Below are 20,436 nucleotides of genomic sequence, written 5' to 3'. Positions count from 1 at the left end.
CAGTCTGTTTTGAGGGCCCGACCAACCCTGACCCCCGCCCTTATGCGACAATAATAGGGTTGTTGCTGAACGGGTCCTTGTCTAGGAGTAACATCTGACAACGTAGACCAAAGTGAACAGGACCAGTCGACAATGCGCCTGCAGACGATTTTCGGTTTGATCATAGTGACTGCCGCCGTGTCGGCTTGCGGAGAGAATCGGGGGGCGGCGCCTAATCCGAATGTTGTCGCCACGGGCGGTAACTCTGATGAACAAGAGCTCAACGATCCGGAACGTTCGACAATCTGGGATTTGTTCGACAACAGAAACGCCGAGCAGGTCACAAATGTGAATCGCTATCTGTGGGCTGCCTCGCTGGATGTGCTGAATTTCCTGCCTGTGCAGGAGGTCGATCCGTTTACCGGTGTGATCGTAACGGGTTACGGCACGCCCCCGGGTGGCGGGCGCCAATACCGCGCGACCGTACATATCAGCGACCCGGCCTTGGCGGCGCGCTCTTTGTCGGTGTCGCTGCAGACCAGCGGCGGCGCACCGGTCAGCGCGGCCACGGCGCGGGCGATCGAAGATGCCATCCTGTCCCGCGCCCGTCAGTTGCGCATTGCGGACAACAAGCTCTAGCCACCCGCAGAAAATCACAATATTACCACGCCGGGTTCATGCCCGGCGTTTTCATTCACGAAGGACCGCACGATGTCTCGCTATTCGGCCAACGAAATCGAAGCAAAATGGCAAGAGGCCTGGGACAAGGCCGGAATCTTCACCGCCGACCGCACGGCGGACAAGCCGAAATACTACGTGCTCGAGATGTTCCCCTACCCCTCGGGCCGAATCCATATGGGGCATGTGCGCAACTATACGATGGGCGACGTAATCGCGCGGCATAAGCTGGCGACCGGGCACAACGTACTGCACCCAATGGGCTGGGATGCGTTCGGGATGCCTGCGGAAAACGCCGCGATGGCGATTGGCGGCCATCCCAAGGACTGGACCTATGGCAATATCGCCGACATGCGCGGGCAGATGAAGCCGCTGGGCCTGTCGATCGACTGGTCGCGCGAATTCGCCACCTGTGACCCTGAATATTACGGGCAGCAGCAGGCATTGTTCCTGGATATGCTTGAGGCCGGGCTGGTTTACCGCAAGAACGCCGTGGTGAACTGGGACCCGGTGGATATGACCGTTCTGGCCAACGAACAGGTGGAAAATGGTCGCGGCTGGCGCTCGGGTGCGTTGGTGGAACGCCGCGAGCTGACCCAGTGGTTCTTCAAGATTTCGGACTATTCCGAGGAACTGCTGGACGCACTGGACACGCTGGAAAACTGGCCCGCCAAGGTGCGCCTGATGCAGGAAAACTGGATCGGCAAGTCGCGCGGCCTGCAATTCGGCTTTGAACGCACCGATGGTGGCGATCCGATCACTGTCTATACGACGCGGCCCGATACGCTGATGGGCGCGTCTTTTGTCGGCATCTCGCCGGATCACCCGATTGCGAAAGCCTTGGAGGCCAAGAACCCCGAAGTTGCTGAGTTTGTTGCCGAATGCCGCAAGGGCGGCACCACCGAAGAGGCCATCGAAACCGCCGAAAAGCTGGGCTATGACACCGGCATCCGCGTCAAACATCCGCTGGACCCGAGCTGGGAACTGCCGGTCTGGATCGCCAATTTCATCCTGATGGACTACGGCACCGGTGCGATCTTTGCCTGCCCGGCCCATGATCAGCGCGACCTGGATTTCTGCCGCAAATATAGCCTGCCGGTGGTAGATACCTTCTTTGCTCTGGACGATGATACGCCGGTCGACAAGATCGCCTTTGTCCCGCCGAAAACTGAAAAAGTCCGCTGGGTGAACCATTTCGCGGGCCTGACCGAGGCGACAGGCGACGAGGCGATCAACGCCACCGTCGATTTCGCAGAGAAAGCCGGTTGGGGCGAAGGCGTCACCAAATACCGCCTGCGCGATTGGGGGCTCAGCCGCCAACGCTACTGGGGCTGCCCGATTCCTGTTGTGCATTGCGACAGCTGCGGTGTGGTGCCTGAAAAGAAAGAGAACTTGCCGGTTCGCCTGCCCGATGATGTCACCTTTGACAAGCCGGGCAACCCGCTGGACCGCCACCCGACCTGGCGCGACTGCGCCTGCCCGTCCTGCGGTGCACCCGCCAGGCGCGAGACCGACACGATGGACACATTCGTCGATTCGTCGTGGTATTTCGCCCGCTTCACCGCCCCGCGCGCCGAAACACCGACCGATCTGGCCGAGGCCGAATACTGGATGAATGTCGACCAGTATATCGGCGGGATCGAACACGCGATTCTCCACCTGCTCTATTCCCGCTTCTTTGCGCGCGCGATGCAGATCACCGGCCACCTGCCGAAAAAGGCGATCGAGCCGTTCGATGCGCTGTTCACCCAGGGCATGGTGACACATGAGATCTACCAGACCCGCGACGCCAATGGCCGCCCGGTTTATCACCTGCCCGAGGATGTGACCGACGGCAAACTGGCCGACGGCACCGAGGTCGAAATCATCCCCTCGGCCAAGATGTCGAAATCCAAGAAGAATGTGGTCGACCCGGTCAGCATCATCTCGGCCTTTGGTGCAGATACCGCGCGCTGGTTTGTTCTGTCCGATTCGCCGCCGGAAAGGGATGTGGAATGGACCGCAGCCGGAGCCGAGGCCGCGTATAAGCACCTGAACCGCGTCTGGAACCTCTGCGACAAGATTGGCGCCATGGAGCCCGACGCGAAAGGCGAAGGGGATCAAGAGCTGCTGCGCGAGATGCACAAAACCATCCACGACGTGACACTCGGCGTTGAGAGCTTTGGCTTCAACGCCGCCATCGCCAAGCTCTACGCCTTCACCAACACGCTGGCCAAGTCCAAAGCGGGTGCTGCGGCGCAGAAACAGGCAATCAAGACCTTGGCACAGCTGATGTCCCCCATGACACCGCACCTGGCCGAGGATATCTGGGCACATCAGGGCGGCAAAGGTCTGGTCGCCACCGCCCCGTGGCCCGTCGCCGACGAGGCAATGCTTATCGACGACACCGTTACCCTGCCGATCCAGATCAACGGCAAGCGTCGCGCGGAAATCAGCGTGGCCAAGGATTTGGCCAAGGACGAGGTTGAAAAAATCGCGCTCAGCACCGAAGCTGTGCAAAAGGCGCTAGATGGCAATGCGCCGAAGAAAGTAATCGTTGTCCCGGGCCGGATCGTGAATGTCGTTGTTTAATCGCAGAACTCTGTTGATGATGCCGCTGGCTGCCTGTTTTCTGGGGGCCGCCTGCGGATTTGAACCGGTCTACGCGCCCGGCGGTTCGGGCACGGCCTTGAATGGCAGGGTCGCCGTGTCGGCTCCGAATTCGGTCGACAGCTATATGCTGGTTCAGAATCTGGAACAGCGTCTGGGACGCAGCGCAACGTCGGGCGGCGAATACAACCTGGATGTGAGGGTTTCGACCGCATTCCAGTCTGCTGCGATCACAACAACGAACGAGACCAACCGATACACCATCGAAGGCAGCGCGAATTACACCCTTCGGTCGAATGCGTCCGGTCAGGTCATTGCCTCAGGCACGGTCAGCAATTTCGTCGGCTATTCGGCCGCCGGTTCGACCGTATCCACACTGGCCGACGAACGCGATGCCAGAGAACGGCTGATGGTGATTCTTTCGGATCAGATCATAGCCGAGCTTTACGCCGCACCGGGCCTTGGCACATGAAGCTCAGCCCGCGCGAGGCTGAGGGGTATTTCGCCCGGCCAGATGCCGACAAGGCCGGGTTGCTGATCTATGGCGCGGATGCGATGCGCGTGGCGCTGAAGCGGCAGCAGGTTCTGGCCGCACTTCTGGGTCCCAACGCCGAAGAGGAAATGCGCCTGACCCGGATGCCGGGAGCGGATTTGCGCGGTGACCCGGCCCTTTTGCTGGACGCGGTCAAGGCAGTTGGCTTCTTCCCCGGTCCGCGCGCCGTGTTCGTCGAAGACACCACCGATGTCGCCGCCCCGGCGATCCTCGCCGCGTTCGAGGATTGGGCTCCGGGCGACGCTCAGATCATTGTCACCGCCGGGCAATTGAAGCCCAGCTCGAAAATCCGCAAGGCGTTCGAGGCGCATCCGGCGGCCTACGCGGTTGGCATCTACGACGATCCCCCCTCGCGCGGTGAGATCGAACGGATTCTGACCGAGGCCGGTTTGCGGAACATCCCACGCGATTCGATGTCGGCGCTTGCAGAGCTGGCCACCGGGATCAGCCCGGGCGATTTCGCGCAGACCATTGAAAAACTGTCTCTCTACAAACGCGGTGACAGTTCGGATCTGACCATTGAAGATATCGAGGCTTGCGCCCCCCGCTCGACCGAGGCGGCGCTGGACGATGTGCTGAACGTGGTCGCTGATGGCCGCGCGGGCGAGATCGGGCCGCTGATCCGGCGTCTGCAATCGCAGGGCACCAACGCGGTCAGCCTGTGCATCGGCGCGACCCGGCATTTCAGGACTTTGTACGCCTGCGCGTCCGACCCAGGCGGGGCCGCGCAGGGCATCGGTAAGCTGCGCCCGCCGGTTTATGGCAAACGCCGCGACCGGATATTGCGGCAGGCGCAGGGCTGGGGCGCACCAAAACTGCAGACGGCTCTGACCGTCCTCACCGATACCGACCTGACGCTGCGGTCGGCAGGTCAGACCGCCCCTGCGATGGCGCTGGTGGAACGTGCGATGATCCGTCTGGCGATGCTGGCCCGGTCACGCTGAACGGTTCACCCACTCTGCCGAGGATCGCCCGGCCCATTTCCCCGTCGCCATGCAGGCGGTCAGCAGATAACCCCCGGTCGGGGCTTCCCAATCCAGCATCTCACCGGCGCAGAACACACCGGGCAGCGCGGTCAGCATCAGCCCGTCATCCACTGCGGATTGTCTGACACCGCCTGCCGTTGAAATCGCTTCGTCCATCGGGCGAAGCCGTGCCCCAACGATAGGGAGGCGTTTGATTATTGTTACCTCGTGCGACTTGGGAAGCGCACGACGCTTTATCATCTCGTGAAACAGCGCGATCTTTTGCGGCGGTAGTTTCAATGACTTTTTCATCCATTGCGACAGCGTGGTCTTTGAACTCTTTGCGGCCAACCGCTGCCGCAGAGAAGCCGCGTCCAGATCAGGTACCAGATCAACACAGAAATCGGCTCCATCGCGCAGAGCCGGGGTCAGAGAGTACAGCCCGCCACCTTCAAGCCCGGTCGCCGATATCGTGGCCTCACCGCGACTGTCCAGTTCTCCGGCCAACCAGCGCACCGACTTCAGCGCGGCCCCAAAATGCGGCTGCATATGAGGGCTCCAATCGACGGACAGGGCCGAGTTCGCAGGGGCGAACGGCGCAAGCTCCACACCTTTCTTCTGCAAGGATTGCGCCCACTGACCGTCCGATCCCAGCCGCGCCCAGCTGGCCCCGCCCAGCGCAAGCACGGTGACATCCGGCGTGATGCTTTTCTGGCCATCCACAGTCCCGAACAACAGCGCATCGCCGTCCCACCCCAACCAACGCCAGCGGGTTTTGATCTGAACACCTGCGCTATCCAGCCGCCTTAGCCACGCGCGCAACAAAGGCGAGGCTTTCATCGCCGTGGGAAACACCCGCCCAGTCGAGCCGGTAAACACCTGCTGTCCCAGTTCGCGCGCCCAGTCCTGCACTGCGGCGGCATCGAACCCGGCAACCATCGGGCGCAGCCAGTCCGAGGCCTCACCATAGGCCTGCAGCAGTGTCTCGAACGGTTCATCCTTGGTCAGGTTCAGGCCCGATTTTCCAGCCATCAGAAACTTGCGTGCGACCGAAGGTTTGGCCTCGGCGACCAGCACGTCATGACCCGCAGCAGCCAGTTCCTCCGCCGCCTTCAGGCCTGCGGGTCCGGCCCCGATTACCACTGCCTGCGCCATTACCGCCCCCTTGCCTTCTGCGCCATCCGGCGCAAATTTGTCCCTGCCATGTCGACCGACGAACCGATCTGCCCGCTCTGTGACCGCCCCATCCCGGATGGGGGCGGCAGCCTGCACCATCTGATCCCAAAACTCAAAGGGGGCAAGGGCGGACCCACGGTTTTGCTGCACATCATCTGCCACAAAGAGATCCATGCCACCCTGTCCGAAGCCGAGTTGGCGCGCACGTTCAACACGGTCGATGCCCTGCGCGCCCACCCGCGGCTGGAGAAATTCCTGAACTGGATCCGCAAACGCCCGCCCGGGTTTCGGTCGAAAGTGCCGGGCAAGCGGCGCAGGCGGTGATCAGCCGGGCCGCACCGGGTCGCCAAAGGCATCGCGGAAGGAAACCGTCAGCCCCTGAACCTCCAACCCCCTATAATCCGGCGCCGGGGCAAATTGAGCGCCCGCAAGATGTTGGAATTCCAACGTGGTATAGGGGCGTTTCCACAGCCATTCACGGTTTTCGACCGACCAGAGGTCCGGGTTCGGTGGCACCTCGTCTGTGAAGGCATAGAAATGCAGGTCGAACCCGTACTGATCCACATCCTGCACTGACAGCAGGCGCATTCCCTGCGCGCGGCAGAACCCATCCTCGGCAGCTATATCGCCGGTACGCAAGGTGGTCTGACCGATACAGGCCTTGGCGAACGGCTCGGCCGGGTCGGCCGCATTTTCGGGGCGGTTGCCCTGAAAGTCATGTTGCAGCAGCTCGATCACAAAACCCTCGGGGTCTTTCAGATGGCACATATAGCCAATGTCGAGGAACTGATTCGGGTCCGAGACCTCAACCCCTTTATGACGCAGATACGCGGCGGCAAGATCGACATTCGGCACGGTGATCCCGATCTTCCAATACCTCTGCCCGCTGTCATGGGTATAGCCCCCGCCACCCGGCATCAGCAGCAGATCGGCGTCCTGACCACCATAGCCAACACGGCGATTCGACCCCTGCGCCCGCCCGGTCATGCCCAGAACATCCGTGTAAAACGCGGTAAGCCGGTCCGGGTCGGCGACACGTAACAGCACAGCAGACAATCTCATGGGCACATCCTTGCAATACCGGCGGCAATCCGGGGATCGGCTGCCAGGCTGTCCGCCACCAGTTCATGCGCCGTTGGCATCAGCCTGTCGGGGTCAACCACGCGGTCGACGAGACCAAAGGCATAAGCCTCATGCGCGGTGATCTTCTGCCCACCCATCAAAATCATTCTGGTCCGCGCCGGTCCGATCAGGGCAGCCATACGCACCGGGTCTGACGGTTGCGGCAGAAAGCCCAGCTTCATGACCGGGTAGAAGAACTTGGCCTGCGGCACCGCGATGCGAATGTCACAGGCTAACACCATCCCGTTGGCCCCGCCCGCAAGCGTTCCGTTGAGGGCGGCCACTGTCAGGCATGGCAGAGCGGCGATAGCACCCGAAAGCCTCTCCCACACATCCGAGGTCGCCAACCCGGCGCGCGCCTCGTCCAGATCTGCCCCGGCGCTGAACACCTTGCCTGTACCCGTCAGGATCAGGGCGCGCGCCTCGGTGGCGGCCTCGGCGATCTCGGCCAGTTCGGTCAGCATCGCGTTGGTCAAGGCGTTGGCCTTTTGCGGGTTGTTGAGCGTCACGGTCCACAACCCGTCATCCTTGGTCAGCTCGATCACGTCAGTCCAACCCTTTGCCGGATATCTTCACGCCGCAGCGAGATTTCGGTGCCCAGGAATTCGTCCGCATCCGCCGAGCACATCCACAGCAGCGCCCGCGCCGGCCAATCGGCGGGGATGTGATCGCTCCAGTCCAGCTGGCTGACCGCGTTGATGCCGCTGGCCTTGATGACGCGCTGCATGTCGGTGGCCACGGTTCCGGGCGACAGGCCCATGGCGCGGATGCCGTGAATGGATTCCTCAAGATGCAGACATTCGGTCAGCATCTTGGCCCCGGCCTTGGAGGCGCAATAGTGGCTCCACGCCTCGATCGGATTGGACGCCGCCCCCGAAGAAACGGTGATCACCGTGCCCCCGCCCGCGGCGCGCATGACGGGCAGGGCCGCGCGCATTCCGTAGAAAACGCCTTTGAGGTTGATGTCGATGGCCGCGCTCCACGCCGCAACATCGGCATTGGACAGATGGAAGATCGGGTCAATGACACCCGCATTTCCGATCAGAACGTCCAGCCCGCCGAACCGGTCGACGCAATCCGCCACCGCCTGTTCGACCTGCGCGAAATCGCTGACATCACAGTGCAGCGCGATGGCGTTTTCGCCCAGCGCATCGGCCAGCGCCCCGATCTGATCACGATTGCGTGCGGCCAAAGCGACATTCCCACCGGCTGCGGCAAATACGCGCCCTGCCTCGGCCCCGATGCCGCGGCTGGCCCCTGTTATCAGTACGGTTTTCCCCTGCATGTGACCTCTGTAGCTCCGTAGTTTTGAGATTGTGTGAATCTGTACCGCGCCAACAGGGAACGGGTCCAGCCCTTGCCCCTTGACGCCCGGCGCCACAGGCACGACGATGCCCGCAAAATTGATCAAGAAGGGTTCTCAAATGTCCGTTTTCGTTCGCCGCAGCTGCGGCGCAGTCCTGGCTTATGCCGTTGCCACCCAAGGGGCGCTTGCCGATGTCACCGCACAGCAGGTCTGGGATGACTGGCAGGCCTATCTGACCCAGATGGGGTACGCGGTTTCGGCCGAACAATCCGTGTCGGGCAATGTGACAACGATCACTGATATGACAATGGTTGTTGAAGTACCGGATAGCGAAGACAGCTTCCAGATGGCTATCCCGCAGATGACGCTGACCGAAAACGGCGATGGTACTGTCAATATCGGCCTGCCGGAAAACCTCCCTATGACTGTTTCGGGTGATGAAGAGGACAGCTCATTCTCTGTCGATATCGTATATTACCATGACGGGCTAGAGATGGTCGTTTCCGGAGACCCCGACGACATGACCTATGACTATTCGGCGCCCACACTGGGCGCAAAGCTGGCGAATCTGACAGTCGATGGCGACACCATGCCAAATGATGTTCTGGCTCTGGATGTCAAACTGTCCGACGTTGCAGGCAGTTCGCAGATGAAAATCGGCGAAAACCGCAAGGTCGATCAGAAATTCACCGCCGATGGCCTGACCTATGACCTGGTGTTCAACGATCCGGAAGGATCGGATGACGGCAAGATCGACGGCGCAATGAAAGATCTGGCCTTTGAAGGCCTCAGCGTGATCCCGTCGGATTTCGATGGCTCGGACCCGGCGAGCTTTTTCCAGGGCGACACCTCGTTCTCGGGCCTGTTCACCTATGGCTCGGGCAACACCGCCATTGACGGGACCAGCGAAGGTCAGGCGTTCTCGATGGGCAGCGAATCCCAGGGCGGGCGGTTCGGCGCCAGCCTGGACGAACAGCGCCTGGCCTATGACATCGAACAGAACAACGCGAAACTGGCGGTGACCACGGCCGACCTGCCGTTCCCGATTGAAATCGCGATGGCCAAGACCGGTGTGAGCTTCGAGTTCCCGCTGAAGCAATCCGAGGAAGAGCAGCCCTTTGGGTTCGCCTTGAACCTGACGGATTTCACCATGTCGGACGTGTTGTGGAGCATTTTCGACCCCGCCGGAGCGCTGCCGCGTGACCCTGCGACCATCACGCTGGACACCACCGGCACGGCCAAGATCCTGACCAACTTCTTTGATCCGGCCTCGATCGAGGCGATGGAGGAATCCGGTGAAGCGCCGGGTGAGCTGAACTCGCTGAAGATCAACGAATTGCTGGTATCGCTGGTCGGAGCGAAACTGACGGGAGACGCGGACTTTACCTTCGACAATTCGAATACCGAAGAGTTTGACGGTATGCCTGCACCATCGGGCGTGGCGAACCTGCAACTGGTAGGGGCCAATGCGCTGATCGACAAACTGATCGGCATGGGCCTGGTTGAGGAAAGCGACGCGATGGGTGCCCGGATGATGATGGGCCTGATGGCGGTTCCGGGGGATGAGCCCGACACGCTGAACTCGAAAATCGAGTTCACCGAAGACGGCCAGATCCTGGCCAATGGTCAGCGCATCAAATAAAAACGATCGGGAAGGCGGTTTGACTGCCTTCCCGACAAACAGGCCTATCGGCGGCCAATACGGCGGAACAGAACGGACCCGCCCCTGCTGACACGTTGATCATAGGCAAATCCCAGCGCCGACAAATGATCAAAACAGGCTTTTATCCCGCGAAGGCCGATTTTACGCGTGTGAACTTCAAGGTAAACTTTCTGAACCCGCGCCAGATTGGCCCCGTCGAACAGGTTTTTCTCGCCACCTTCGATATCGACGATCAGAACGTTGGCATCAAACTCGTCCAGTATTTCCGACAGGTACCGCTCGGGCACACTGACCTCTTTGACATAATCCGGCTTGGGGTCCAGGGACGAAGACCAGAAGGGTTCCCGAACGTAGAAGGTAGAGGTACCCGGGCTCTGGGAATTGCTCAGGGCAACCGCATTCAGCACGCCGACGTTTGAAATCCCGTTTGCTGCATGGGCCCGCGTTATGAACTCGCACAGGCTTGGGTTCGCCTCCACACACATCACGGATCGAACACCCAGCTGTGTGGCAAGAAAAGATGAGATAAAACCAATCCCGGCACCGAGTTCGACCACGCGATCGTCCGGTTCTATAAACTTGGGAAGGCCTTCGACTTCGTCCTTTTCATAGCGCCCCGCCAGAATGGCCCGTTTGACCTGTGGCGTGATGATACTCGGATCATCCGGAAGCTTGACGCCCCGCAGTTCGTGAAAGTCATTCATGAAGTATCCTGCCCGTGTGCCCCGTTAATCAGCTTTAACGTTATCGCCTTGCAGGACCTTTTAGATCAAGGCTGTCGCCACCGCAGCAGGATTGATTGGAAATCGGGAATTATTTTACCTCTGCAGCGTGTGTGCGACAAAGACAAAACAGTCGCAGGTCTTGCGGGTCGGACGGTCCAAGGCTAGGTCCAATGCATAAGGACCGGAGGCCGCATGACCCGAACACCCAAAGAGATCAGCCAATCCCTGCTGGACGCAGCCCGCACAGCCGGGGCGGATGCTGCGGATGCCATCGTGATCGACGGCTCTTCGGTCTCGGTCGAGGTACGGGGCGGCGCGCTGGAACATGCCGAACGTTCGGAAGGGACCGATTTGGGCCTGCGGGTGTTTCTGGGGCAGCGGCAGGCCATCGTCTCCAGCTCGGACAGCCGGCCAGAGACGCTGACCGCGATGGCCGAACGCGCCGTGGCCATGGCGCGTGAAGCGCCCGAGGACCCGTTCACCGGTCTGGCTGATGCGGAACAGCTGGCCAGCGGCTGGGACCTGCCCGCATTGGAGCTGTTCGACCCGACCCCGGAACCGGCGGCCGAGGACCTGTTGCGCGACGCGCTGGAGGCCGAGGCTGCGGCACTGGCGGTTCAGGGGGTGTCACAGGTCTCGGACGCGGCGGCGGGGTTTGGCACCCATCGCGTGCATCTGGCGGCGACCAACGGGTTTTCCGGCGGCTATGCCCGCAGCAGCCGCTCGACCTCTTGCGTGGCGATCTCGGGCGAAGGCACCGGGATGGAGCGCGACTATGACGGCGACAGCCGCACCTTCCAAAGCGACCTGCGCAACCCTGCCGAGATCGGCCGTACCGCAGGCGAACGCGCCGTGTCCCTGATAGGCGCGCAAAAGCCTGCGACCGGCACCTTTCCGGTGCTGTTTGACGAACGCATTTCATCCTCGCTGATCGGGCACCTGCTGGGGGCCAGCAACGGGGCCGCCATTGCCCGGGGTGCCTCGTGGCTGAAGGATTGTCTGGACGAACAGGTGCTGCCCGAGCATCTGTCGCTGATCGAAGACCCGCACCGCCCGCGTATCGCAGGCTCGCGTCCTTTCGATGCCGAAGGGCTGGCGACGCGGCGGCGCGCTATTGTTGAAAACGGCATTCTGACCGGCTGGACCCTGGACCTGGCCAGCGCCCGCAAGCTGGACATGACATCTACCGGCAACGCGGCGCGCGGCGTTTCCGGGCCACCCTCGCCCAGCAACTGGAACCTGAGCCTGACGCAGGGCACCCAAAGCCGCGAGGACCTGCTGCGCGACATGGGTACCGGGTTACTGGTGACCTCGATGATCGGCTCAACCATCAACCCCAACACGGGCGACTATTCGCGCGGCGCCTCGGGGTTCTGGGTGGAAAACGGAGAGATCACCCACCCGGTCAATGAATGCACCATCGCGGGCAATCTGCGCGATATGCTGAAACGGATCATCCCGGCAAACGATGCGCGGTCCTACCTGTCGCGGGTGGTGCCTTCGGTGCTGATCGAAGGAATGACACTTGCCGGCAACTGACCTGCCCCTTTTGATCGACGCCGCGTTAGAGGCCGGAAAGATCGCCACCCGATACTCGGGCACCACGGCGCAGCGCTGGGACAAGCCCGACGGCGCGGGCCCGGTGACCGAGGCCGATCTGGCGGTCAATGCCATGCTGGAACAGCGCCTGCCCTCGGCCCGGCCCGGCTATGGCTGGCTGAGCGAAGAGACCGAGGATTCCACCGCCCGGCTAACCCGCGACCGCGTGTTCATCATCGACCCGATCGACGGCACCCGCAGCTTTGCCGAAGGGTCCCGCACCTGGGCGCATTCGCTTGCCGTCGCCGAAGCAGGAAAAGTTATCGCTGCGGTGATTTACCTGCCGCAGCGCGATCTGCTTTATGCCGCGGCCAAAGGCGAAGGCGCGACCCTGAACGGAGCGGCAATCCGGGTGTCCGGCGTCTCGGACATTAGAACGGCCGAGATTCTGGCGGCCAAGCCCAATTTGGACCCGCGCCATTGGTTGCAAGGTCAGGTGCCCGACTTCAAGCGGGTCTATCGCCCCTCACTGGCCTATCGCATGGCCGTTGTTGGCCAGGGGCGGTTTGACGGGATGCTGACGCTGCGCCCCAGCTGGGAATGGGATATTGCAGCCGGAGACCTAATTATTCGCGAGGCGGGCGGCACCTGTTCGGACCGGCTGGGTCAACCCCTGCGGTTCAACAACGCCCATCCACGTCTGAACGGCGTGATCGCGGCGGGTCCGGCACTGCACGATGCCCTGCGTGCCCAGCTTGACCCGGACAGCGGCGGGATACACCCATGAGCAAGCCGCGCTCTCTCAGCCTGGCGGCGTATCGGGTGCTGTCCTGGGGCGTGCCCAACACGGCTGGTCAGCCCAACATGCCCCGCCCCGAGGGCGAGCTGATCTGGGTGCATATCAGCGCCCAGCACCGTCAACGCGCGGTGATTGATTTCTGCCGCAGACTGCAACAGGCCTGCCCGTCCCTGAATGTGCTGCTGACCGCACCGCCCGAGGCCGATCTGCGGCGCTGGAATCAGGGGGACTATCCGCTGGTGAACCTGCCTCTGGAACAGACCGGCGCCGCGCGGGCGTTTCTGGATCACTGGCGCCCCGATATCGGCCTCTGGGTCGGGGGCGGGCTGATGCCCAACGTCATCACCCGTGCCGAAGAACGCGGCATTCCCCTGATCCTGATCGAGGCGCAGATCGACATCAAGATTGCACGCGGAGCGCGGTGGCTGCCCGATATCACCCGCTATACGCTGGACTGTTTCCAATCGATCCTGACCAAGACATCCGAGACGGCCCGCACGATCCGCCGCCTTGGCGTTACCTCGGACAAGGTCCGTGAATCCCCGCCCCTGCATGTCAGCCCGAACCCGAAGCCCTGGCCCGAAGACGAGTTGATCGAAACCACTCATTCGCTGGCGGGTCGATTGGTCTGGCTGGCCGCCTACGTGCTGGACAAAGAGTTCATCTCGGTCCTCAGCGCCCATCGTCAGGCCCTGCGAATCCTGCCCCGGCTGACATTGGTGCTGCATGTCGCAGACACGGCTGAGGCCGAGCCCTTGCACCGGCGCCTGGAATCGATGGACCTGCGTTGTGCCAACTGGGACACCGACGGGCAGGTCGAAGACACCACGCAGGTCATCCTGTCGGCCGAACCCGAGGACCTGGGCCTGTGGCACCGGATTTCACCTGTCACGTTCATGGGCAGCTCGCTGGAACGCGGTGCGGGCGGGCACGATCCGCTTGTGGCCGCAGCGCTCGGTTCGTCCATCATCCACGGGCCGTTTGTGCATCGCCATCAGCAGATATACGATCAGCTGGATCGCGCCGACGCCGCGCGCAAGGTCAAAACCGCAACTGAACTGGGCGACGCCGTGGTCGAGATGCTGTCGCCGGATCGCGCTGCGGACATGGCGCTGGCGGGATGGCAGATCGTATCCGAGGGCGCACCACAGACGGATCAGCTGATTGACATGGTGCAGGACTGTCTGGATCAGCGGGGGACAGACGATGCGCGCACCTGACTTCTGGAACACCGCCCCTGACCGGCTGGACCTGCGCGCCAGATTGCTGGCGCCGCTGGGACGCATCTATGCGGCCGCAACCGCGCGCCGGGTGGCCTCGGACACCGGTGTCAAACCGGGCGTTCCGGTGATCTGCATCGGCAACCTGAACGCGGGTGGAACCGGCAAGACCCCGACCGTGATCTGGATGATCGAACAGCTGCGCGACGCCTGGCACACAACCCATGTGGTGACGCGCGGCCATGGCGGGTCACTGGAAGGCCCGGTGCGCGTTGATCCTGCCAAACACAGCGCCGCGCAGGTCGGGGACGAGCCGCTGTTGCTGGCCGCCTTTGCCGAGGTCTGGGTGGCCAAGGACCGCGCTGCCGGGGCACGTGCCGCCGCCGAGGCCGGGGCCACGGTGATCGTACTGGATGACGGGTTTCAGAACCCCTCGGTCGCCAAGGATTTCTCGGTCATCGTGGTGGATGCGGCACGCGGTTTTGGCAATGGTCTGTGCCTGCCCGCTGGCCCCTTGCGCGAACCCGTCGATGTTGGATTGCAACGCGCCGATCTGGTGCTGTCACTGGGGGATGCGGCGTCACAGGCGCAATTCGCAGATCGTTGGGGTTCGGCCCTGACGGTGCCCCATGTCACGGGTGAGGTCGCACCCTTGCAGACCGGTATGGATTGGGCCGACACGCGCGTTCTGGCCTTTGCGGGCATCGGGTATCCGGAAAAGTTCTTTCGCACCCTCCGTCAGCAAGGCGCGAAACTGCTGCGGGCCGAGGCGCTGGACGATCATCAGCCGCTGACACCGGCGCTGATGACGCGGCTGGAAAACGAAGCCCGGCTATTGGGTGCGCAGATGGTGACAACGGAAAAAGATGCCGTGCGCCTGCCCGCCGCATTCCGCAGCAAGGTCCTGACACTGCCTGTTCGTCTGAAAGTGGAAGAGGCCGGCAAGGTCCGGCAGATGCTGCAGCAGATCGCCCCGTCGCCGTGATTGGCGACCGGCCCGGATTGAGCCGGTCGCATAAGGCAGTTAGCTGCCCAGTTCTTCTTCGATCAGCGTCTTGAAATCGGCATAGGACATGTTGTCGACCTTCTTGCCGTTCACGATGAACGAAGGCGTTGCCTGAATGCCGTCCCGCTCGGCGTTTTCCTGATACCAGGCCACCAGCGTCTGGGCGCGGGTGCCGTCTTGCAGACAGGCCTCAAGCTGGTCATTGTCGATACCGGCCAGACGGCCGATCTTGCGCAGCTCGTCCACGATCTCGGCCGGACCGCCGGCTTTGACCCATTCGGACTGACCTTCAAAGATCAGGTCGGAAATACCAAAGAACTTCTCGGGGCCGCCACAGCGCGCCACCATCGAGGCCCACAGGCCGTAGCGGTCGAAATACACCTCGCGGTAGATGAACTTGACCTTGCCGGTGTCTATGAAATCCTTCTTCATCTGCTTGTAGGCGCCCTGATGGAACGTGGCGCAGTGCGGGCAGGTGTAGGAGGCATATTCGATAATCTCGACCGGCGCGTCCTCGGCGCCCTGCACCATCTCGACAATGGTCGAGGTGTCCAGATCAGCCTCTTGCGCCTCGGCGCTGCCGACCAGCGGATAAGACGGAGAGGAATTTGACATCGACAGCCAATAGCCGCCTGCGGCGATGGCCACCGCCGCGCAGATTCCAGTTGCGATACGGCTCATTTCTCAGCCCTTTCTCAGCGTTTTTGCTTGGATAAAACATTGCGGCCCAGACGTTCAAGGGCCGCGCGCAGATCACCATCGTGAACCTCACGTGCGGTCCGGCCTGCCTCGGCCTCGATCTCTGGGTCAATCTTGGGTTTCGCCAGTTTCGGTTTGTGATCGAAACTGGCCTGCCCCTCGGCAAATCCGGTCGGAGCGGTCTGGGTGATGCGCACCCGGCTGATGGCGTTATAGCCATAAACCGCGTTCACCTTGCCGCGCAGCTGTTCTTTCTGCATCTCAAGCATCGGGGCCTGCGGTCCTGTGGTCAGAACAGTCAGCGTCGCGCCGATCCCTTCCCTGCCATAGCCCACCTTTACCGGTCGCGCGATCGAGGCGAGGTCCTGGCCCACAATATCGGCCCAGTGGGTCAACAGCCGCGACACGGCAAAGCCCCGGCTTTCCCCGGCGCGCCGAATCTGTCCGTTCAGTAATGTCGCGGTGCGTTTGAACCCGCGGGTCGAAGAACGTCTGCGCTGCATCTGGTTTCCAACTCCTGCGCCGCTATTGTAAAGGGCGTGACACCGGGCGCCAGCGAAACCCGACAGGGAGATAGATAAAACTTGCGTGATTCTATTCAACAAGGCCTGAGCGGTGCTCTGCTGGACTGGTACGACCGCCACGCCCGTGAAATGCCCTGGCGCGTCGGGCCTGCTAATCGGGCCGCAGGGGTGATGCCCGATCCCTATCGCGTCTGGCTGTCCGAGGTGATGCTGCAGCAGACCACCGTGGCTGCGGTGCGCGACTATTTCATGCGGTTCACATCGCGCTGGCCGACGGTTCAGGAGCTGGCCGCCGCGCCCGATGATCAGGTCATGGGCGCATGGGCCGGGCTGGGTTACTACGCCCGCGCCCGCAACCTGCTGAAATGCGCGCGGGTGGTGGCCGGGGATCATGGCGGCATCTTCCCCAACACTTGTGACGCGCTGCTGGAACTGCCAGGTATTGGCCCCTATACCGCCGCCGCGATCTCGGCCATCGCCTTCGACCAACCCGAGACGGTGCTGGATGGCAATGTCGAGCGGGTCATGGCGCGGCTTTATGACATTCACGACCCCCTGCCCGGTTCGAAACCCTTGCTCAAGGACAAGGCCGCCGCGCTGACGCCGGACACGCGGCCCGGAGACTATGCGCAGGCGGTGATGGATCTGGGCGCCACGATCTGCACCCCGAAATCTCCGGCCTGCGGTATCTGCCCCCTGCGCGACCCGTGTCAGGCCCGCGCGGCCGGAACGCAGTCCGAACTGCCGCGCAAGACACCAAAAAAGACCAAACCCACGCGCTACGGCCATGTCTATATCGCCCAAAGCGACAACGGTGCACTTCTGCTGGAGCGCCGCCCCGACAAGGGGCTACTGGGCGGAATGCTGGGCTGGCCGGGATCGGATTGGTCCGATACGCCGGATGGGTCACCTCCGTTTGAGGCGGATTGGCAAATGCTGACCGGAGAGGTGCGACACACGTTCACACATTTCCACCTGATCCTGCGCGTCTGGACGGCTCCGCTGCCTGCCGAATGCGTGCCCGAAGGCCTGATTGTACTGGAAAAGCACGCCTTTCGCCCCGGCGACCTGCCCACGGTGATGCGCAAGGTGCACGACCTCTGGCGCGACCGATAGTCCGTTGTGCACACCAATGGACTGTGACTAGTCTATGCGCAATCGTTCGGAGCCCTCCCATGACCGCAAACCTGTCCCTGTCACGCTGGCAATCGGCACTGCCCTTCTGGACCTCATTTCTGCTGATCCCAGTGATCTGGACAACGGCGATGGCCGGCGGCTGGTGGGTACTGCTTGTCCCGATGTCGACATGGTGGGCCTTTGCAGTGCTGGACCGGTTCACCGGACTGGAACTGAACAACGCCGACCCCGACACGCCCGACACCATGTTGCGCTGGTACATCCTGCTGACCAAAGCCTGGGTTCCTGTACAGTTCCTGACCCTCTACGGGCTGATCTGGTACGCCACCCAAACCGACCATCTGTCGACCCCGGCCAAGGTCGGGCTGTTCTTTGGTATGGGCGTGATCTCGGGCACCATCGGGATCAACTACAGCCACGAACTGATGCACCAAAGGGGCCGGTTCGAGCGCTGGCTCGGCGACATCCTACTGGCGATGGTGCTGTATTCGCATTTCCGCTCGGAACACCTGCTGGTTCATCACCGCTATGTCGGCACCCCGCGCGACCCGGTCACCGCGCGTTATAACGAAGGCTTCCACCGCTTCTACCCGCGTGTCCTGAAACATTGCCTCGTCTCTGCCTTCCGGGCCGAGCGCGAAAAACTGGACCGCAAGGACCGCCCCTGGACCGACCGCTCCAACCCCTTCTGGCGGTATTGGGCCCTGCAAACCGCGATGCTTACCCTTGCCTTTGCCATCGGAGGGCTGCCCGGCCTCGCCTTGTTCCTGATCCAGGCTGGCACCGCCATCTGGCAGCTGGAACTGGTCAATTACGTCGAACATTACGGCCTGACCCGTAAACATCTGGGTCAGGGCAAATACGAACATGTCCTGCCGCGTCATTCCTGGAACGCCTCTCAAAAGGCGTCGAACTGGCTGCTGATCAACCTGCAAAGGCACTCGGACCACCACTACAAACCCAACCGCCGCTTTCCGCTGCTGCAGCACCATTCCGAGGACACCGCGCCGCAACTGCCCTATGGGTATCCGGTGATGACGGTTGCCGCGATGATCCCGCCCCTCTGGCGCCGGGTCATGAACCCCCGCGTCCGCGCCTGGCGCCGCCAATACTACCCCGAGGTCACCGACTGGGCGCCCTACAACCGTGCTGAAAACCCCTCACCTCAGCCCTGACCGCAGCGCGCGCCAGCGCGCTGCCCGGCCCAACGATCCGCTTTGCATCTTTGATGCAGGGCAGACCGGCGGGAGCACCTACCCTTTCATCACCCACACATTCATCGGGGCTTCCACCCCGCGGACAGCGTGATTTTCGTGTTGGACAAACCCTGCCATCGCCTCCGTCGCATTGGCGCCTTCCTCCAGCAATTGCCCCCGTACCGCGTCGCTGACGATCACCTTCGCCTGAAACTCCCGGGTCAGCGCCTCCAGCTTGGCGGCCACGTTCACCGCATCCCCGATCACCGCAAATTCCAGCCGGTTGGCCCCGATATCGCCCAAGACAACAGCGCCGAAGTGAACCCCGATCCCGACACGGATTTCGGGCTCTCCCGCCCGGCGGCGCTCGATGTTCCAGCGGTCGATCACCGCAACCATTGCCCGGGCACAGGCCACCGCGTTGCTGGCATCCGATGGCGTCGGCACCGGCGTTCCAAAGGTCGCCATCAGCCCGTCACCCAGATATTTGTCCAGCGTCCCATGATGGCGAAACACCTCGGCCTCCATCCGGGCATGGAAGCCGCGCAGAACCTCGATCACCTCGTAAGGATCGCGCCCGGCGGCATATTTGGTGAACCCGACGATATCGATGAACAGAACCGCAATATTCTCTTTGCGCACCTGCTTGAGCGGCTCGTCATTCTGGCTCAGCTCGTCCACCACATTGGGCGAAAAATACCGCGACAGGTTTGCCCTCTCGCGTTCCAGACCGGCATTCGTCATCAGCAACCGGTTGAGCCGCCGCATCGACACACCCAGCGTTACCGCCACCATCATGAACACGACAATCTGCTGAATCCGCAACTGAGGCCGAAAGCTGTTGGGATCGAGAAGCTCGGCCACATCCGGATATCCCGCCAAAGCCTCGGCCACACGCTCGCTGAGACCGGGCATTGGCGTCGCAATCCACCAGGCGATGATCCAACCTACGGTCCACATCGCCGCCGTCCATGATCCCATCGCAATCACGGTGCGCCAGGAATAGGCCAGCGTTCCGGCCGCAAGAATGATGAAGAAATACTGGAAGTTGTCGAACCGGTACTGCATCGCCAGCGGTCGAATATCGTCGCTGAACGGGTTGGGAACGATCATTCCCAATGTCATGATCAGAAGATCCGCGAAAATCAGCAGCAATTCGACCCGCGACTGCCCCACACGACCTGCGCGCCGGATCAGCCAGCCGTTGGCGCATATCAGCAACAGGATGAAGTGGTACCACATCATCTCCCATTGCGGGTTGAGGAAAACCAGCAGAACCGCAGTAAAGCCCATCGCGATCCAGCGGGCACGGACGGCAAGTTCCAAACCTTCGCGTTTGTGACGCTCAAGCGCGGCTTCGGTGTATTTGTTGTCCAGATCGTAGTTATCCGGGCGGGTCACAAAGAACCGGTCAAATCGGGATGGGCTGGCTGTGGTATCCGACATCGCTGAGGCTCCTTCACTGCGCCGAAGGATACAGGAGGCGTATTCTGACACCAGACACCCGGAAAACAAAAGACCCCGCCGAGGTCGGCGGGGCAAGGCGTAGTGCCTTGTGTC

20 protein-coding genes are annotated in these 20,436 nt (G+C 62.0%); 12 read left to right on the top strand and 8 right to left on the bottom strand.

What is annotated here, in order from left to right; all coding sequences use genetic code 11:
- The first annotated feature begins 132 nt into the window (after positions 1–132).
- The 4 genes from ACOQFT_RS04220 to holA all read left to right on the top strand — a co-directional run bounded on the left by ACOQFT_RS04220 (position 133) and on the right by holA (position 4,743).
- Positions 133–618: a DUF3576 domain-containing protein gene (locus ACOQFT_RS04220; RefSeq protein WP_421596786.1), complete on the top strand. Its 486-nt coding sequence runs from the start codon at positions 133–135 to the stop codon at positions 616–618.
- Between the two features lie 72 nt (positions 619–690).
- Positions 691–3,228, top strand: coding sequence for a leucine--tRNA ligase (leuS, locus tag ACOQFT_RS04215; RefSeq protein WP_421596785.1), 2,538 nt, complete (start codon positions 691–693; stop codon positions 3,226–3,228).
- Positions 3,215–3,718 (top strand): LPS assembly lipoprotein LptE, encoded by a 504-nt coding sequence (lptE, locus tag ACOQFT_RS04210; protein ID WP_421596784.1) that lies wholly within the window; start codon positions 3,215–3,217, stop codon positions 3,716–3,718. The genes leuS and lptE overlap by 14 nt, the downstream gene beginning before the upstream one ends.
- On the top strand, positions 3,715–4,743 hold the full coding sequence (holA, locus tag ACOQFT_RS04205) for a DNA polymerase III subunit delta (protein WP_421596783.1): 1,029 nt from the start codon (positions 3,715–3,717) through the stop codon (positions 4,741–4,743). Before lptE ends, holA begins: the two co-directional genes overlap by 4 nt.
- Here the strand turns inward: holA and ACOQFT_RS04200 are convergent.
- A complete protein-coding gene (locus tag ACOQFT_RS04200) occupies positions 4,735–5,919 on the bottom strand; it encodes a TIGR03862 family flavoprotein (protein ID WP_421596782.1) in 1,185 nt (394 codons plus the stop codon). The two genes, holA and ACOQFT_RS04200, sit on opposite strands and share 9 nt — an antisense overlap.
- Positions 5,920–5,967: 48 nt before the next feature.
- Between ACOQFT_RS04200 and ACOQFT_RS04195 the strand changes: the two genes are divergently transcribed.
- Positions 5,968–6,264 (top strand): HNH endonuclease, encoded by a 297-nt coding sequence (locus ACOQFT_RS04195; protein WP_421596781.1) that lies wholly within the window; start codon positions 5,968–5,970, stop codon positions 6,262–6,264.
- Here the strand turns inward: ACOQFT_RS04195 and ACOQFT_RS04190 are convergent, their stop codons facing one another.
- Genes ACOQFT_RS04190 through ACOQFT_RS04180 form a run of 3 tightly spaced genes read right to left on the bottom strand, consistent with a single transcriptional unit; the run spans position 6,265 to position 8,347 of the window.
- Positions 6,265–7,002, bottom strand: coding sequence for a VOC family protein (locus tag ACOQFT_RS04190; protein WP_421596780.1), 738 nt, complete (start codon positions 7,000–7,002; stop codon positions 6,265–6,267).
- A complete protein-coding gene (locus ACOQFT_RS04185) occupies positions 6,999–7,607 on the bottom strand; it encodes an enoyl-CoA hydratase/isomerase family protein (RefSeq protein ID WP_421596779.1) in 609 nt (202 codons plus the stop codon). The genes ACOQFT_RS04190 and ACOQFT_RS04185 overlap by 4 nt, the downstream gene beginning before the upstream one ends.
- On the bottom strand, positions 7,604–8,347 hold the full coding sequence (locus tag ACOQFT_RS04180) for an SDR family oxidoreductase (protein ID WP_421596896.1): 744 nt from the start codon (positions 8,345–8,347) through the stop codon (positions 7,604–7,606). The genes ACOQFT_RS04185 and ACOQFT_RS04180 overlap by 4 nt, the downstream gene beginning before the upstream one ends.
- Positions 8,348–8,486: 139 nt before the next feature.
- Between ACOQFT_RS04180 and ACOQFT_RS04175 the strand changes: the two genes are divergently transcribed.
- A complete protein-coding gene (locus ACOQFT_RS04175) occupies positions 8,487–10,010 on the top strand; it encodes a DUF2125 domain-containing protein (protein WP_421596778.1) in 1,524 nt (507 codons plus the stop codon).
- A gap of 44 nt (positions 10,011–10,054) precedes the next feature.
- Here the strand turns inward: ACOQFT_RS04175 and ACOQFT_RS04170 are convergent, their stop codons facing one another.
- Positions 10,055–10,735 (bottom strand): FkbM family methyltransferase, encoded by a 681-nt coding sequence (locus ACOQFT_RS04170; RefSeq protein WP_421596777.1) that lies wholly within the window; start codon positions 10,733–10,735, stop codon positions 10,055–10,057.
- 213 nt (positions 10,736–10,948) lie between these two features.
- Between ACOQFT_RS04170 and ACOQFT_RS04165 the strand changes: the two genes are divergently transcribed.
- The 4 genes from ACOQFT_RS04165 to lpxK are packed head-to-tail and all read left to right on the top strand — an operon-like array spanning position 10,949 to position 15,299.
- Complete coding sequence (locus ACOQFT_RS04165) at positions 10,949–12,295, top strand: TldD/PmbA family protein (RefSeq protein ID WP_421596776.1); 1,347 nt, start codon at positions 10,949–10,951, stop codon at positions 12,293–12,295.
- Entirely contained in the window at positions 12,282–13,082 is an 801-nt protein-coding gene (locus ACOQFT_RS04160) for an inositol monophosphatase family protein (protein ID WP_421596775.1), read from the top strand. Before ACOQFT_RS04165 ends, ACOQFT_RS04160 begins: the two co-directional genes overlap by 14 nt.
- The gene (locus ACOQFT_RS04155; RefSeq protein ID WP_421596774.1) at positions 13,079–14,314 is read left to right on the top strand and encodes a 3-deoxy-D-manno-octulosonic acid transferase; all 1,236 of its coding nucleotides are present in this window, start codon (positions 13,079–13,081) and stop codon (positions 14,312–14,314) included. Before ACOQFT_RS04160 ends, ACOQFT_RS04155 begins: the two co-directional genes overlap by 4 nt.
- Positions 14,301–15,299, top strand: coding sequence for a tetraacyldisaccharide 4'-kinase (lpxK, locus tag ACOQFT_RS04150; RefSeq protein WP_421596773.1), 999 nt, complete (start codon positions 14,301–14,303; stop codon positions 15,297–15,299). The genes ACOQFT_RS04155 and lpxK overlap by 14 nt, the downstream gene beginning before the upstream one ends.
- A gap of 39 nt (positions 15,300–15,338) precedes the next feature.
- Here lpxK and ACOQFT_RS04145 read toward each other — a convergent pair whose 3' ends face one another.
- Complete coding sequence (locus ACOQFT_RS04145) at positions 15,339–16,001, bottom strand: DsbA family protein (protein WP_421596772.1); 663 nt, start codon at positions 15,999–16,001, stop codon at positions 15,339–15,341.
- A 14-nt stretch (positions 16,002–16,015) separates the two neighbouring features.
- Positions 16,016–16,522, bottom strand: a complete 507-nt coding sequence (locus tag ACOQFT_RS04140; protein ID WP_421596771.1) for a DUF721 domain-containing protein — start codon at positions 16,520–16,522, stop codon at positions 16,016–16,018.
- 81 nt (positions 16,523–16,603) lie between these two features.
- Between ACOQFT_RS04140 and mutY the strand changes: the two genes are divergently transcribed.
- Positions 16,604–17,659, top strand: coding sequence for an A/G-specific adenine glycosylase (gene mutY, locus ACOQFT_RS04135; RefSeq protein ID WP_421596770.1), 1,056 nt, complete (start codon positions 16,604–16,606; stop codon positions 17,657–17,659).
- Positions 17,660–17,718: 59 nt separating this feature from the next.
- Entirely contained in the window at positions 17,719–18,855 is a 1,137-nt protein-coding gene (locus ACOQFT_RS04130) for an alkane 1-monooxygenase (protein ID WP_421596769.1), read from the top strand.
- Between the two features lie 78 nt (positions 18,856–18,933).
- Here ACOQFT_RS04130 and ACOQFT_RS04125 read toward each other — a convergent pair whose 3' ends face one another.
- A complete protein-coding gene (locus ACOQFT_RS04125) occupies positions 18,934–20,322 on the bottom strand; it encodes an adenylate/guanylate cyclase domain-containing protein (RefSeq protein ID WP_421596768.1) in 1,389 nt (462 codons plus the stop codon).
- Positions 20,323–20,436 lie beyond the last annotated feature (114 nt).

The sequence above is a fragment of the Ruegeria sp. MALMAid1280 genome (assembly GCF_049195285.1).
In the GTDB taxonomy this organism is placed as follows: domain Bacteria; phylum Pseudomonadota; class Alphaproteobacteria; order Rhodobacterales; family Rhodobacteraceae; genus Ruegeria.
The sequence above is the reverse complement of the archived record's forward strand: the minus strand, read 5'-3'. Positions and strand labels throughout refer to the sequence as shown.

What these genes read in the sequence shown, in the direction of transcription:
- ACOQFT_RS04220 (WP_421596786.1), top strand. Translation starts at nt 133, where the DNA reads ATGCGCCTGCAGACGATTTTCGGTTTGATCATAGTGACTGCCGCCGTG.
- leuS (WP_421596785.1), top strand. Translation starts at nt 691, where the DNA reads ATGTCTCGCTATTCGGCCAACGAAATCGAAGCAAAATGGCAAGAGGCC.
- lptE (WP_421596784.1), top strand. Translation starts at nt 3,215, where the DNA reads ATGTCGTTGTTTAATCGCAGAACTCTGTTGATGATGCCGCTGGCTGCC.
- holA (WP_421596783.1), top strand. Translation starts at nt 3,715, where the DNA reads ATGAAGCTCAGCCCGCGCGAGGCTGAGGGGTATTTCGCCCGGCCAGAT.
- ACOQFT_RS04200 (WP_421596782.1), bottom strand. Translation starts at nt 5,919, where the DNA reads ATGGCGCAGGCAGTGGTAATCGGGGCCGGACCCGCAGGCCTGAAGGCG.
- ACOQFT_RS04195 (WP_421596781.1), top strand. Translation starts at nt 5,968, where the DNA reads ATGTCGACCGACGAACCGATCTGCCCGCTCTGTGACCGCCCCATCCCG.
- ACOQFT_RS04190 (WP_421596780.1), bottom strand. Translation starts at nt 7,002, where the DNA reads ATGAGATTGTCTGCTGTGCTGTTACGTGTCGCCGACCCGGACCGGCTT.
- ACOQFT_RS04180 (WP_421596896.1), bottom strand. Translation starts at nt 8,347, where the DNA reads ATGCAGGGGAAAACCGTACTGATAACAGGGGCCAGCCGCGGCATCGGG.
- ACOQFT_RS04175 (WP_421596778.1), top strand. Translation starts at nt 8,487, where the DNA reads ATGTCCGTTTTCGTTCGCCGCAGCTGCGGCGCAGTCCTGGCTTATGCC.
- ACOQFT_RS04170 (WP_421596777.1), bottom strand. Translation starts at nt 10,735, where the DNA reads ATGAATGACTTTCACGAACTGCGGGGCGTCAAGCTTCCGGATGATCCG.
- ACOQFT_RS04165 (WP_421596776.1), top strand. Translation starts at nt 10,949, where the DNA reads ATGACCCGAACACCCAAAGAGATCAGCCAATCCCTGCTGGACGCAGCC.
- ACOQFT_RS04155 (WP_421596774.1), top strand. Translation starts at nt 13,079, where the DNA reads ATGAGCAAGCCGCGCTCTCTCAGCCTGGCGGCGTATCGGGTGCTGTCC.
- lpxK (WP_421596773.1), top strand. Translation starts at nt 14,301, where the DNA reads ATGCGCGCACCTGACTTCTGGAACACCGCCCCTGACCGGCTGGACCTG.
- ACOQFT_RS04145 (WP_421596772.1), bottom strand. Translation starts at nt 16,001, where the DNA reads ATGAGCCGTATCGCAACTGGAATCTGCGCGGCGGTGGCCATCGCCGCA.
- ACOQFT_RS04140 (WP_421596771.1), bottom strand. Translation starts at nt 16,522, where the DNA reads ATGCAGCGCAGACGTTCTTCGACCCGCGGGTTCAAACGCACCGCGACA.
- ACOQFT_RS04130 (WP_421596769.1), top strand. Translation starts at nt 17,719, where the DNA reads ATGACCGCAAACCTGTCCCTGTCACGCTGGCAATCGGCACTGCCCTTC.
- ACOQFT_RS04125 (WP_421596768.1), bottom strand. Translation starts at nt 20,322, where the DNA reads ATGTCGGATACCACAGCCAGCCCATCCCGATTTGACCGGTTCTTTGTG.